Genomic DNA, 13,444 nt, shown 5'->3' on the forward strand with positions numbered 1-13,444 from the left:
CCGAAGGTTCACCGCACCTTCTCCGCACCTACCCCACGCACGTCACGCACGGCGGTCACAGTGGAGAGGTGAGAGTCGCGCTGATCGCCGAGTCCTTCCTTCCCCACACCAACGGCGTCACCCATTCGCTGTTGCGCATCATCGACTATTTGTCCGAGCGCGGGCACGATGCGGTGGTCCTCACGCCGCAGGGCCGGGGTGGAGGCGGGCCGGACGAGTATCGCGGCGCACGGATAGTTCGGCTGCCTGCCCTTGGCTGGCCCGGGTATCCGGACGTGCGCGTGTGCACCGCGAGCACCCGCAAACTTGGGGCGCTGTTGGACAGCCAGTCACCAGACGTTGTTCACCTCGCGTCGCCCTTCATGCTCGGTTGGTCAGCGGTCAAGGCGGCGCACGCTCTTGGATTGCCGTCAGTCGCCGTCTACCAAACGGAAGTGCCGTCGTATGCGTCGCGCTACGGCGCGGGATGGGGAGAGGAGTTTGGCTGGAAGCGCGTGCGTGACATTCACGCCAAGGCCGACCGCACCCTGGTGCCGTCCTCCCACGCTCACGCTCAACTGGAGCGACTGGGGATACCGCGCCTCCACCGGTGGGGGCGCGGGGTAGACGCCACGCGCTTTAGCCCCACCAAACGCGACCCTCACCTGCGCGCGCAGTGGGCGCCGCGCGGCGAGGTGGTGGTCGGGTACGTCGGCCGCCTCGCGGCGGAAAAGCGCGTCGAGGACCTGACGACGTTGGCGCGTGCCCCTGGGATCCGGCCGGTGATTGTGGGCGAGGGGCCGGCTCGCGCAGAACTGGAGCGCGCGCTCCCCCACGCGATCTTCACCGGGTTCCTGGATGGCGAGGACCTGGCGGCGGCCATGGCCACCTTCGATGTCTTTGTGCATTGCGGCGAGCTTGAGACCTTCTGCCAAACCATCCAGGAGGCCCACGCCAGCGGCGTGCCCGTCGTCGCCCCCCGGCGCGGTGGTCCAGTTGACCTCGTTGAAGACGGCATCACTGGCCGCCTGTTTGAACCGGGAGATCGCGCAGCATTTGCAGCGGCGACGCGCGACGTGGTCAACGCACCCGAGTGGCGGGCCCGGGCGGGAGCACACGCGCGCGTGAGCGTGAGCGGTCGTACTTGGGACCGGGTGTGCGACGAGCTGATGGGCCACTACGCCGCGGTGATGGCGGCGCGCCCAGCAAGGACGATCACGGGAGTGACACCATGAGAATCGCGCACATTGCGAACTTCTACGGCCCCCGCTCGGGCGGGCTGAGGACCGCGATGCAGGAACTGGGCCGGGGCTACATCGCGCGCGGCCACGAGGTGCTGCTCGTGGTTCCAGGAGCACGCGACGCGCTGGAGCGCACGCCCTGCGGCACTCGCGTCACGATCCGCGCACCGCGGTTGCCTGGCAGCGGTGGCTACCGGATGATCACCCGGATCGACCGCGTACGCGACGCGCTCACTCGGTTTGCCCCGGACATTCTTGAAGTGTCCGACCGCACGACGTTGCGCAGCACTGCGTCGTGGGCGGCCGCGCGGGACATTCCGACCGTGTTCTTCGCCCATGAGAGATCCGACGGCGTCCTGCGTGCGCATGTGCCGCGCGTCGCCACGTCACCGTGGGCACAACGCGCCATCGATTCTCACAACGCCGGGACCTACGAGGCCTTCACCGAGGTGGTGTGCACCACCTCCTACGCGGCTGGCGAGTTCGCGCGGCTCGGCCTACCCACCCGTCACGTGCCGCTGGGCGTCGATCTCGAGCACTTTCACCCTGGGCGCGCGGATTCCGCAATGCGAGCCCGGTATGCGCGCCCATCGGAGGCGCTCCTGGTCATGGCGTCGCGACTGTCGGCAGAGAAACGCCCTGACCTCGCCATCGAGGCAGTGCGGATTCTGCATCGCCGTGGGCTCCCAGTCCGTCTTGTCATTGCCGGCTCGGGCCCGCGCGAGCGTGCGCTGCGCGCCCTCAGCGCCGGGCTCCCCGTGGAGTTCGCGGGCTTCGTGTCGTGTCCCGACACGTTCGCAGCGTTGCTCGCCACTGCCGACGTGCTGGTGGCGCCGGGCCCTATCGAGACCTTTGGGCTCGCCGCGCTGGAGGCGCTCGCCTCAGGGACCCCCGTCGTCGCCAACAGTGCGTCGGCGCTCAAGGAAGTCATGGGCGAGGCGGGGATATGCGCCCGTGGCACGGCGGGAGATCTGGCCATGGCAATACACGGCGTCCTGAGGCGTGACCCACGCAACCGGTCCTCCGCGGCGCGGTCCCAGGCCGAGTGTTGGCCATGGACGCGCACTATCGACGCGATGGAGGCCCTTCACCGTTCCCTGGCGCTGGCACCCACCGCCCGGCTGGCGGCGTGAGCGACGTGCGGGTCGCGGCGCTGGGTGACTCCATCACGTTGGGGGTAGGCGATGGGACCCGGGATCAGTGGGGAGCCGTGGGGTGGGCACGGCACGCGGCCGATGCCTGGGGCGCGGCGGATTACCTGTGTCTCGCGGCCAACGGCGCTCGCGCGCGCGACCTGCCCGCGCAGGCTGCCACGGCGCTTGCATGGGAGCCACACGTGGTGCTGTGCTCGATTGGCGGCAATGACGCCCTGCGCGGCGACTTCGATGCGGTCGACGTGCACGGTGCTTGCGAAGAGGCCTTCGGGTCGCTGACGCGGGCTGGACACACCGTCGTCGTGGCAACGATCGATCGCATTGGCCTCTTCGACCTCCTTCCCCGCGGCATTGCTGCGGTGATGGCCTCGCGGGCCGGTGCTGTGAACGAGGCACTCACCGCCGCGGCGGCTGCCACAGGCGCGCGCATCGTCAATGGTGCGTTGGCGATGGGTGCGACAGGTTCCCGCGGATGGCACGTGGACCGAATCCACCCGTCACCCGAGGGGCACAGGGCGCTCGCGGCGGAGGCGTTGGCTGTCATGTGCGACCGACTTCCCGCCATGCACTCAATAAGCCCGGCGCCAGGGCCACCCTCGCGTGCGGCGCAGGCATGGTGGCTCGCACGCCACGGCACCCCCTGGGCACTCAGGAGGTCGACCGACCTGCTGCCAGCGATCGCGGCCGTCATCGCCGCGGAGTGGGTCGCCACCCGTACGGGACACAGCCACCGCATCGGCCCCAGGGACAACCGTGGGCCCCACACACGCGAAAGGGCGTCGACGGCCAGGGCCGCCGACGCCCTCAAGGCGAATCGTCGCGTCAGATGAGCCAGCGCTGCTTCTGCACGATCTCCATACGCTTCCACCGCTCGCCAAGACCAACGGCCTGGTAGCGCACCTCAAGAAGGACCACCGCGATGATCGCCACGATCATGATGATGTGGTCGTCGACGAAGGGGTTGGTGGCGTTGCCGCCCTGGTTGGGCCAGGAGTGGGAGATCCACATCATGGCCAACATGAGGGAACCAGCCCACATGGCCACGCGGGTGCCGATTCCGAGCATCAGGGCGAGGCCGATGCCGAGCAGGCCGATCATGAATGGCCAGTCGGTCCATGCCATGGTGCCGAGGTCGGCGAAGAAGTCTGCGAAGGGGCCGGACGAGGAACCGAGGTAGCCCTCGGTAATGCGCGCGCCGTTCAGCCAGGCGCTGTCACACATGACCTCGATGGTGCCGTCTTCCTGACGACACGTAGCGAAGCCAAGCCCGAACAGCTTGTCAATAAAGGCCCAGAAGAAGTAAAAACCGATGACAATGCGGGTAACGCTCAGCATCACCCATCCGGCTTTGGAACCTACGGGGCCAGTGACCTGGCTCTCAGTGCTTTCCGTGGTGGTCATTGAAGTCTCCTTGATGTCGGTGACGTAAGGCGGGGATTCCGGGGTGCCTTGCAACAAAGGTAGCGCGAAGTTTGCGGAAATGCACGACAAAACCGCAGGTTGTCACCAAAGTGTCACATCCCTCACAACGCGCAACACATAGGACTAAATACCCACCTACAATCAGTCTCATGACTGATATCGCACCCGTCGTCCTCCCCGTTCACGGAAGCCCCGATTGGGAGCAATTCACCGCGGATTATGTCGCACAGCGGCTATCACTATCGACGGCACTGTTGGAACAGATTCGATCAGACACCACCGATGATGTCCTCGCGGCGTGGAACGACGCAGACATTGCGGTCGACCAGGCCGCCACGCTCGTCGAGACCCTCACGGAGGTGCACCCTGATCCCGACGTGCGCTCCCGCGCCACCGCGCTGCTGCACGAGGTCGACGCCTTCCGCTCCGCACGCGACGGCGATCCCGCGCTCTACCACGCCATCGAGAAGAGGCTGGTCGCCACTGATGACCGCACGCGGCACCTGCGCGAGCTCGTGTTGCGTGACTTCCGCCTGCAAGGCGCCCATCTCGACGACGACGCGCGCCGCACGGTCGCGCAGCTCTCCGAGCAGATTTCTGCGGCGACCACGGAGTTCGCGGACAACATCCGCGAGGACGTGGGCTCCATCCGCGTGCCGCTGAGCGCGTTAGCGGACATGCCGGCCGACTACATCGAGGCCCATGCTCCTGACGCGGAAGGGTTCGTCACCATCACGACGGATTACCCCGATCTGGTCCCCATTCTCGACATGTGCTCCGACCGCGCCGTGCGCGAAGCCCTGATGCGTGCCGACTATGAACGCGCGCCTGCCAACGACGAGGTGCTCGCGCGGCTGCTTCACCTGCGCCACGACAAGGCACGCGCGCTCGGCTTCGAGGGGTGGCCCGACTACGCCACCGCACCCATGATGATGACTGATGGCGCTGGGATCGAGAGTTTCCTGTCGGACGTCGCCGCGGCGGCGCTACCGGCGGGCAAAGCGGACGCGGATGTGATCCTCGCCCGCCTGCGCGAGGACCATCCAGACGCGGAGTCGGTGCTGGTGTCGGACTCCCGCTACTACCTCGAGACCCTCAAGGCCGAGCGCTACGGCGTTGACGGCCGCTTGCTCCGCCAATACTTCGACTACTCGCGCGTCCGGGACGGCATCCTGGCTCTCGCCGGGGACCTGTTTGAACTGGAGTTCCGCCCCGTTGCGGAGGCACCGCGATGGCATGGCGACGTCGAGGTGTACGACGTCCATGCGCGCGGACACCATGTCGGGGGAAGCCGCACGGGTGACGACCGGGTGGGCCGCATCCATCTCGACATGCATCCCCGCGAAGGCAAATACGGCCACATGGCGTGCTTTGGCGTCGTGGGCGGCATCGCGGACCGATACCTCCCCGAGAGTGCACTCGTGTGCAACTTTCCGCGCGGCAAGATGACCTTTGATGACCTCGAAACGTTCCTGCACGAGTTTGGTCACCTCATGCATGCGATCCTCTCCGGGAACGGCGAGTACGCGCGCCTCGCGGGTCTGAGCGAGCGGGGCGAATGGGACTTTGTCGAGGCGCCATCGCAGCTCCTCGAGGATTGGGCCTACTCCCACGACGTGCTCCGCAGGTTCGCCGTGAACGACGAGGGTGAGGAGATCCCCGAGAACCTCGTCGAGGGTCTCCGAGCGAGCCGCGACTTTGGTGAAGGTCTGCTCACGTGCCGCCAGCTCGTCTACGCGCAGATGTCATACAGGCTGCACCGGGATGTACCGGAGGACATCGAAGCCGCCGCAAGCGCCATCGAGCGCGAGTTTGACGTGCGGACGCCACTCACCGGCACGCACCAGTACCGCTCGTTTGGGCACCTCACGACGTACTCGGCGTGCTACTACACCTATCAGTGGTCCCTCGCGATCGCGAAGGATCTGGCCACAGGGTTCGACCGGGAGAATCTTTTGGACCCGGAGCGTGCCCACCGGTATCGCGACACCGTGCTGGCACCAGGCGGCAGCAAGCCCGCGGCCGACCTCATCGCCGACTTCCTGGGCCGCCCGTTCTCGTCGGAAGCCTACGCAGACTGGCTCGCGTCGCTATCGAAGTAGCGCACGCAGAAACGGCTGCTGGCACCGATCGCCCCAAGGCGTCCGGTGCCAGCAGCCGTGACCGGTGAGTTAGTCCGCGAGGTCGAGCGGAACGGTGAGGTGAGCCTGGAAGTGGCGGCGCACCACCTCGCTCATGCGCACGTCTCGCAGGCCAAGGAGCCACTGCACCTGAAGTCCATCGACCACCGCGATCGCCGCCTGCGCCGCCGCGGTCGGGTCGAGTCCGTCAATGACCTGCCCGGCCTTGGCCGCGACCTCGTACGCCTGCGTCAGTGTCGCGACAAGCGTGCGGTAGCGCTCGACGAAGTAGTCATGCGCGGGGTGAGCCGGCGAGGTGGCCTCGGCGGAGACCACGGCGAAGAGTTCGACCACCCCGGGCCGGTCTTCGTTGACCATCGAGGCCCGCGCAAGGTTACGCATCGCGACAATGCCGTCCTCGCCGCGCACGGGGTTGACCTCAGCGTCGAGCTCGTCACGGCGCGCGAGCACGGACATCAACAGGTCTTCCTTGGTGGGAAAGTGGTAGAGCAGTCCTGGGTGCGACATGCCGGCGCGGCTCGCGAGATCGCGCAGTGAGCTACCGCGATAGCCGTTCTCCGCGAAGGTCGCCATGGCGACGTCGAGAATGTGAGCCTTGGTGGCGCGGCCGCGCGCATAGGTGCGCTCAGCGGCGTCCAGCTCCTGACTTTCGGTCGATATGTTGTTCACGCCACTGAATCTACCACACGGTAAGAAACGTGCTAGCGTCGCCTCCATTGGCCCCCTGTCGAAAGGATTCGAATGAGCACCGCCGCTTACCTCGACACCTCCCTGCCCACCGCGGACAGAGTCGCCGACCTCGTCTCGCGCATGACGCTCGCAGAAAAGGTGGGCCAAATGCTGCAGCTCACCGCAACGGAGGGCGTCGAGGACCTCATCAACACCTTCCACGTCGGGTCCATCCTGCACACCTCCCCCGACCGGGTCATGGAAGCAGCCGCGCTGGCGCCGCACACGCGCCTGGGCATCCCACTGCTGGTCGCAGAAGACTGCATCCACGGCCATTCTTTCTGGGAGGGCGCGGAGATTTACCCCACTCAACTTGGACTGGCCGCATCGTTCGACCCCGACCTGCTGCGCCGTGTCGCGCGCGCCACGGCCGTCGAAGTCGCCGCCACCGGCATCCACTGGACCTTTTCTCCCGTCCTGTGCATTGCCCGCGACCTGCGCTGGGGACGCGTCTCCGAGACCTTTGGCGAGGATCCGTACCTGCTGGGCGAACTCGGCGCCGCCATGGTGGAGGGGTACCAAGGCGACGGGCTGGGCGACCCCGATGCGGTTCTCGCGACGGCCAAGCACTTTGCCGGATACTCCGAAACCCAGGGCGGCCGTGACGCGTCCGAGGCAGACATCTCGCCCCGCAAGTTGCGCTCCTGGTACCTCCCCGCTTTTCAACGCGTCGCGGAGGCCGGCTCTGCCACCTTTATGTTGGGCTACCAGGCCACCGACGGCGTTCCCATCACCATCAATTCGTGGCTTCTGGGCGATGTTCTGCGTGGCGAGTGGGGCTACCGCGGCACACTCATCACCGACTGGGACAACGTGGGCAACCTCGTCAGGGAGCAGCGCCTGTTCCCGGATTATGCCCACGCATCGGCCGCCGCCGTCAACGCCGGTAACGACATGATCATGACGACACCGGCGTTCTTTGAAGGGGCCCAGGAGGCCGTACGCCTAGGGCTTCTCAGCGAGGAGCGCATCGACCAGGCCGTTGCACGCATCCTGACACTTAAGTTCGACCTCGGCCTGTTTGAGAACCCCCGACTACCCGACGTCGAGCGTCAGCGCGCCGTGATCGCGCAGCCGTCGCACCGGGAACTGGGACGCGAGGCATCGCGCCGCTCGCTGGTGTTGCTCGACAACGACGGCACGCTCCCCCTTTCCCACGACCGCCCCCTCACCGTGGCCGTGGTCGGACCAAATGCGGACGACGCGCAGACGCAACTGGGCGACTGGGCAGGATCATCCGGGCAGGCCCCATGGCTCGCACACGGCCACCCGCGCGAGATGATCACGACCGTGCTCGATGGGCTGCGCGCCCAGGCGCCCGAGGGATCGCAGATCCGTCACGTCCAGGGCGCTGGCGTCGTCACCACCGCGCCCGATCCCCGCGGTGAGTTCTTCCCAGACGGACAGCCACGCCCACGCATTGCCGTACCCGTCGCACCTGATCCACAAGAGATCGCCGCTGCGGTCGAGGCCGCGCAAGGGGCCGATGCCGTGGTCGCCGTGGTCGGCGACCGAATCGAACTCGTGGGTGAGGGAAGGTCGACCGCCACCTTGGAGCTGCAGGGCGGCCAAGTCGCGCTCCTTGATGCGCTCATCGAGACAGAGACGCCCGTCATCGTGGTGGTGCTGGCGTCGAAGCCTCACGTGCTGCCGGCGAGCGTCGAGCGCGCCGCCGCGGTCGTGTGGGCAGCAAACCCCGGCATGGCCGGCGGTGAGGCCATCGCGGAGCTCCTCCTGGGCGCGATTGAACCCTCGGGACGCCTGCCGCTGTCGTGGCCTCGCCACGTGGGCCAACAGCCCACCTTCTACAACCAGATCGACGCGCAGCACGGCGACCGCTATGCAGACCTCACGCAAGAGCCGCAGTGGGTCTTTGGCGAGGGACTGTCCTATTCGCAGGTCGAGTACAGCGATCTGCGCATTTCCCAACCAGCACTTACCACGGCAGACACGGTGCGCGCACGCGTCACCGTCGCCAACACTGGCACGCGGCCCGTGCGGGAGACGGTGCAGGCCTACGTGCGTGACAACGTGACCTCCGCCACCTGGGCCGATCGCGAACTCAAGGCCTTTACCCACGTTGACCTGGAGCCCGGCACTCACGCCGTCGTGGACATCGACATCGCCGCATCGGCATGCACGATCGTGACGGCGCAGGGCCGCCGCCTGGTCGAGCCGGGCGACTTCACGTTGCTGGTGGGACCCAGTTCGCGGTTGAGCGACCTCCTTGAGGCGCCGTTCACGATCACGGGAGAATGAATACGTGACCTCTCCCCGCCGCGCGGTGTCGCGCGATCTGCGCCGCGCACGCCTAGGCGTGTCGTTGATTTTTTTCACCAACGGCATCGTGTTGGGCGGCTTCGCGCCGCGTGTGCCGGAGATTCGCGATGGCCTCGAGCTGTCCTACGGTGGCCTCGGGGTCGCCATGGCAATGTGGCCCATTGGCGCACTCCTGCTCGGGCTGCTCGCGGCGCCCATGATCCGCCATTGGCGCTCCTCGCGGGTCGCGACGGTCGGCATGGTGCTGAGCGTCCTCGCGATGCTCGGCGCAGGCGTCGCCGGAAACGTGTGGCTGTTTGGTGCCGCACTGTTTGTGGTGGGCGCCACGGATGCGATCGTCGATGTCGCGCAAAACGCCCACGGCCTGCGCGTGCAACGTCGCTACGGACGGTCCATCTTTAACGCCTTTCACGCGTTGTGGAGCGCTGGTGCAGTCACCGGCGGACTCATTGGCGCTGCCTGCGCTGGAGGCGGCGTCAGCGTCGCGGCGCAGTTCGCCGCACAAGCCGTCCTGGTCGTGATCGTCAATGTCGCCGCCTATCCCATGCTTTTGCCCGGCCCTGAGTCTGATGCGGTCGCCGACGCTGGTGCCGACGAGGCCGGCGTGCCCCACCACACTCCGCTGCGGGCCATCCCCGTGCGCACGTGGGGCCTCCTTCTTGCCCTCACCGTGATCGCGATTGGTGGCGGGTGGACCGAGGACGCTGCGTCGACCTGGTCCGCGAGCTATATGCGAGACGAGGTCGGCGCTGCCGCTGGTGTCGCCGCACTCGCCTTCGTTGCCATGCAGGGCTGCCAGTTTGTGGGGCGTCTGCTCGGTGACGGCATGGTCGACCGCTGGGGCCAGCGCACAGTCGCTCGCTGGGGCGGGCTCATGGTCGCCGTTGGAATGGGCGGCGCGCTTGCCTTCCCGTCCGCCTGGGGCACGATCATCGGCTTCGGCATCGCCGGCTTTGGTGTGGCCACGCTGATCCCCGGTGCCATGCACGCTGCTGACGAACTTCCAGGGCTGCGGCCAGGAACGGGTCTGACAATCCTGTCGTGGCTGCTGCGCGTAGCCTTCCTCGCGTCCCCACCGCTGGTGGGCGCGATCGCGGACGCCACCTCGCTGCGAGTGGGCCTCGCCTTAGTTCCCGTGTTCGGCGTCCTCATTGTGGTCCTGGCAGGCGTCATGGCGCCAAGGAGGGTGCAGGCTCGGACCGACACCTGAGAGGGTGGAGCGATGGAGACGTTCATCAAGGAACGCGCCGACGCACCCGCGGGATTCTTCGCGGCGGAGGCCGCAGGGCTCGCGTGGCTAGCGGCGGCTCACGGCTGCCGCATCGCCACCGTCATCCGCTCAAGCGACACAGGTATCGAGCTCGAGCGTGTCAATGATGTACTGCTCACGGCACGTGCGGCACGCCAGTTCGGGCAAGAACTCGCTCAGACTCATATGGCCGGCGCCACCGCCTTTGGGCAGGCACCACCCGGCTACGACGGGCGCCTGTTCATTGGACGGCGCGAGATGCCGCGCCTCACCTCGCCGTCGTGGGGCGAGATGTATGCGCGCGGCCGAGTCGAGCCGTTCCTTGCCCCCGCCGTCGCCAACGGCCACCTGCGACCCGCAGAGGCAGACGTCGTGCGCCGTGCGTGCGACCGCATTGGCACGGGCGCCTTTGACGACGACGCCGCCCCAGCTCGCATCCATGGGGACCTGTGGGCGGGCAATGTGCTGTGCGATGAGGCGGGCGTGGTGCTGATCGACCCTGCCGCTCATGGCGGCCACGCGGAGACCGACATCGCGATGCTCCACCTGTTCGGACTCCCCCACCTCGATGAGGTGATGCGCGGCTACGCACAGGTCGCGCCCTTGCGCTCCGGCTGGCAGGACCGGATTCCGTTGCACCAGCTGCACCCCCTCGCCGTCCATGCCGCGGGCCATGGGCGCGCCTACGGAGTGGAGCTCACACGCGCTGCGCACGCCACTGTCAACCTCCGCACGTAGCCCCGGTCGGGAATGCCAACGGCGCATTCGCGTTATTACATGCATACGCATATATTGGAGCCAGGAGCAGTCCCCCACGTCAGGAGCACACCATGCAGTTCGGCATCATGTCCGTCTCGGACATCACCCGCGATCCCGTCAACGACTACACGCCTTCGGAAGCCGAGCGCATCGACAACCTCACGCGCATTGCACTCAAGGCGGAAGAGGTAGGCCTGGATGTCTTTGCCATTGGCGAGCACCACAACCCGCCGTTCTTCTCGTCGTCTCCCACCACCTTCCTGGCTCACATCGCCGCTCAGACGCGCCACCTCACGGTGACGACGTCCACCACGCTCATCACCACCAATGACCCGGTGCGCATTGCCGAGGAGTACGCGATGCTGCAGCACCTGTCCAAAGGCCGCATGGACCTCATGCTGGGTCGCGGAAATACGGCGCCGGTGTACCCCTGGTTTGGCCAGGACATCCGTCAGGGCCTCCCGCTCGCACTCGAGAACTACAACCTGCTCCACCGCTTGTGGCGCGAGGACGTCGTCGACTGGGAAGGCAACTTCCGCGGCCCGCTCCAGGGGTTCACGTCCACTCCCCGCCCGCTGGATGACGTGCCCCCGTTCGTGTGGCACGGGTCAATCCGTACCCCCGAGATCGCCGAACAGGCCGCCTTCTACGGCAACGGCTTCTTCGCCAACCACATTTTCTGGCCCAAGGAACACACGCAGCGGATGGTGCAGTTCTACCGGCAGCGCTTTGAGCACTACGGCCACGGGTCACAAAACCAAGCCATTGTTGGCTTGGGCGGTCAAACCTTCATCGGCAAGACAAGCCAAGAAGCACGCGACAGGTTTGCGCCCTACTTCCGCGAGGCGCCCGTGTACGGCCACGGCCCCTCCCTCGAGGACTTCTCCTCGCAGACACCACTGGCAGTGGGCTCTGTCCAAGAAGTCATCGACAAAACCCTCTCCTTCCGCGAATACGTGGGCGACTACCAACGCCAGCTCTTCCTGATTGACCACGCCGGGCTTCCCGTCGAGATGGTCCTGGAGCAGTTGGAGTACCTCGGCGGGGAGGTGGTGCCCGTGTTGCGCAAGGAGACCGAGGCCCGCCGGGAGCCCGGAGTTCCTGACGCTCCCACGCACGCGAGCCTGGTCAAGGCCAAGTACGGCGACGCCGAGCCGCGCCAGCCGCGCCCCAACGCCAACCGCGGCGACAACGTCACCGGCGCCTCGCCCTATCAGGACTCCCAGGGCGCGGAAGCCGTCTACCCCACTCTTTAGGACCGCTATGACCACCCCACGACAGCGCACCGCCCGGGCCAACGCCGCCTGGGAGTCCGCCATGACTGCCCACGCCGTCCTGATGCGTCAGTTCGCCGCGCAGCACGTCTGGGAAGGACTGTCGGTACGCGAATACGACGTGCTGTACACGTTGTCGAAGTCAGAGACCCCTATGCGACTCAGCGAACTCAGCCGGGGTGTGTTGCTCAGTCAACCGGCGCTGTCGCGGATGGTGGACCGGCTCGTCACGCGCGGTCTCATCAGCCGGTGCGCTGACCCGGGCGACGCCCGGGCGTCGCACCTTGCCCTAACCGATGACGGGCGCGAGGTCCAACGCGCCATTGGGCGCCGCCACGGTGCCGCCGTCGCAGCAGCGCTCACCGGCGCACTCTCCGACGACGAGGTGGAAACCCTCGCGTCCCTCAACCACAAACTTGTGGCATACGCTCTGGAGACACCATGACCACCACTGCCCTGCGTCTGGTCGTGATCTCGGCCGGCGCCTCCGACCCCTCCTCGACGCGCATGCTCGCCGACCGCACCGCGCAGCGCGCGGTCGCGCTGTCTCGGGAACGGGGGCGCGATGTGGAACTCACCGTCATTGAGATCCGCGAACTCCTGCCAGAACTTCCCCAGGCGCTGTCAAGCCAGTTCATGGGTCCGGGTTTCACCAAGGCCATCGAGGCTCTGGTGGAGGCGGACGGCATCATTGCGGCCACTCCTGTGTACAAGGCCGCCGCAGCGGCGTCATTCACGGGCTTCTTCCAGGTGCTCGACAACGACCTGCTCATTGGCAAGCCCGTGGTCCTGGCCGCCACCGCCGGAACGGCGCGTCACGCCCTGGTCGTGGACCAGGAGGTGCGCTCGCTCTTCGCCTACCTGCGTGCGCTCCCCGTGCCAACCGGGCTCTTCGCGGCGCCTGAAGACATGAGCAGCACGGCGCTCACTTCTCGCATTGACCGGGCAGCCAAGGAGCTCACGCTGCTGATGGAATCCGGGTTCGCCAAGGCGGTTCGCGAGGACTCGTGGAAGTCCTACAGCCACGAGTTCGGATCCGCCGGGGGCACAGAGGTTTCGGTCGATTTCGAGTCTGACCTCATGCGTCTGGCGACCGGCGGGACGTTGCCGCGGTCAGGGGACGCGTAACCATTCACGTCACAAACTGGTGACAAAACCCCATACCGGACACCCTCCAGGTCACAATGCGGTTGCACGGGTCATGAGGCGCCCCGCG

General features: G+C 66.9%; 12 protein-coding genes. 10 read left to right on the forward strand and 2 right to left on the reverse strand.

What is annotated here, in order from left to right:
- Nucleotides 1-68 precede the first annotated feature (68 nt).
- Genes AOP75_RS10740 through AOP75_RS10750 form a run of 3 tightly spaced genes read left to right on the forward strand, consistent with a single transcriptional unit; the run spans nucleotide 69 to nucleotide 3,204 of the window.
- On the forward strand, nucleotides 69-1,214 hold the full coding sequence (locus AOP75_RS10740) for a glycosyltransferase family 4 protein (RefSeq protein WP_062079079.1): 1,146 nt from the start codon (nucleotides 69-71) through the stop codon (nucleotides 1,212-1,214).
- Nucleotides 1,211-2,353, forward strand: coding sequence for a glycosyltransferase (locus AOP75_RS10745; protein WP_062079080.1), 1,143 nt, complete (start codon nucleotides 1,211-1,213; stop codon nucleotides 2,351-2,353). The genes AOP75_RS10740 and AOP75_RS10745 overlap by 4 nt, the downstream gene beginning before the upstream one ends.
- Nucleotides 2,350-3,204, forward strand: coding sequence for a GDSL-type esterase/lipase family protein (locus AOP75_RS10750; protein ID WP_062079081.1), 855 nt, complete (start codon nucleotides 2,350-2,352; stop codon nucleotides 3,202-3,204). Before AOP75_RS10745 ends, AOP75_RS10750 begins: the two co-directional genes overlap by 4 nt.
- Here the strand turns inward: AOP75_RS10750 and AOP75_RS10755 are convergent.
- Nucleotides 3,197-3,775 carry a DoxX family protein gene (locus tag AOP75_RS10755; RefSeq protein WP_062079082.1) on the reverse strand — a complete coding sequence of 193 codons (579 nt, stop codon included), beginning with the start codon at nucleotides 3,773-3,775 and terminating at the stop codon, nucleotides 3,197-3,199. The genes AOP75_RS10750 and AOP75_RS10755 overlap by 8 nt on opposite strands.
- A gap of 170 nt (nucleotides 3,776-3,945) precedes the next feature.
- Here AOP75_RS10755 and AOP75_RS10760 point away from each other — a divergent pair, with 170 nt between their 5' ends.
- On the forward strand, nucleotides 3,946-5,898 hold the full coding sequence (locus tag AOP75_RS10760; RefSeq protein WP_083966922.1) for a M3 family metallopeptidase: 1,953 nt from the start codon (nucleotides 3,946-3,948) through the stop codon (nucleotides 5,896-5,898).
- A 69-nt stretch (nucleotides 5,899-5,967) separates the two neighbouring features.
- Here the strand turns inward: AOP75_RS10760 and AOP75_RS10765 are convergent, their stop codons facing one another.
- Nucleotides 5,968-6,606 (reverse strand): TetR/AcrR family transcriptional regulator, encoded by a 639-nt coding sequence (locus tag AOP75_RS10765; RefSeq protein WP_236683151.1) that lies wholly within the window; start codon nucleotides 6,604-6,606, stop codon nucleotides 5,968-5,970.
- A 72-nt stretch (nucleotides 6,607-6,678) separates the two neighbouring features.
- Between AOP75_RS10765 and AOP75_RS10770 the strand changes: the two genes are divergently transcribed.
- From AOP75_RS10770 to AOP75_RS10795, 6 genes are all read left to right on the forward strand, one after another.
- Complete coding sequence (locus tag AOP75_RS10770) at nucleotides 6,679-8,925, forward strand: glycoside hydrolase family 3 N-terminal domain-containing protein (protein WP_062079084.1); 2,247 nt, start codon at nucleotides 6,679-6,681, stop codon at nucleotides 8,923-8,925.
- Between the two features lie 4 nt (nucleotides 8,926-8,929).
- A complete protein-coding gene (locus AOP75_RS10775) occupies nucleotides 8,930-10,156 on the forward strand; it encodes an MFS transporter (RefSeq protein WP_062079085.1) in 1,227 nt (408 codons plus the stop codon).
- A 12-nt stretch (nucleotides 10,157-10,168) separates the two neighbouring features.
- Nucleotides 10,169-10,933: a fructosamine kinase family protein gene (locus tag AOP75_RS10780; RefSeq protein WP_062079086.1), complete on the forward strand. Its 765-nt coding sequence runs from the start codon at nucleotides 10,169-10,171 to the stop codon at nucleotides 10,931-10,933.
- Nucleotides 10,934-11,025: 92 nt separating this feature from the next.
- Nucleotides 11,026-12,210 (forward strand): LLM class flavin-dependent oxidoreductase, encoded by a 1,185-nt coding sequence (locus AOP75_RS10785; protein WP_062079087.1) that lies wholly within the window; start codon nucleotides 11,026-11,028, stop codon nucleotides 12,208-12,210.
- 7 nt (nucleotides 12,211-12,217) lie between these two features.
- Nucleotides 12,218-12,673 (forward strand): MarR family winged helix-turn-helix transcriptional regulator, encoded by a 456-nt coding sequence (locus AOP75_RS10790; protein WP_062079088.1) that lies wholly within the window; start codon nucleotides 12,218-12,220, stop codon nucleotides 12,671-12,673.
- On the forward strand, nucleotides 12,670-13,356 hold the full coding sequence (locus tag AOP75_RS10795) for a CE1759 family FMN reductase (protein WP_062079089.1): 687 nt from the start codon (nucleotides 12,670-12,672) through the stop codon (nucleotides 13,354-13,356). Before AOP75_RS10790 ends, AOP75_RS10795 begins: the two co-directional genes overlap by 4 nt.
- The last annotated feature ends 88 nt before the right edge of the window (nucleotides 13,357-13,444 follow it).

The sequence above is a fragment of the Demequina globuliformis genome, assembly GCF_000975155.1.
GTDB classification, from domain to species: domain Bacteria; phylum Actinomycetota; class Actinomycetes; order Actinomycetales; family Demequinaceae; genus Demequina; species Demequina globuliformis.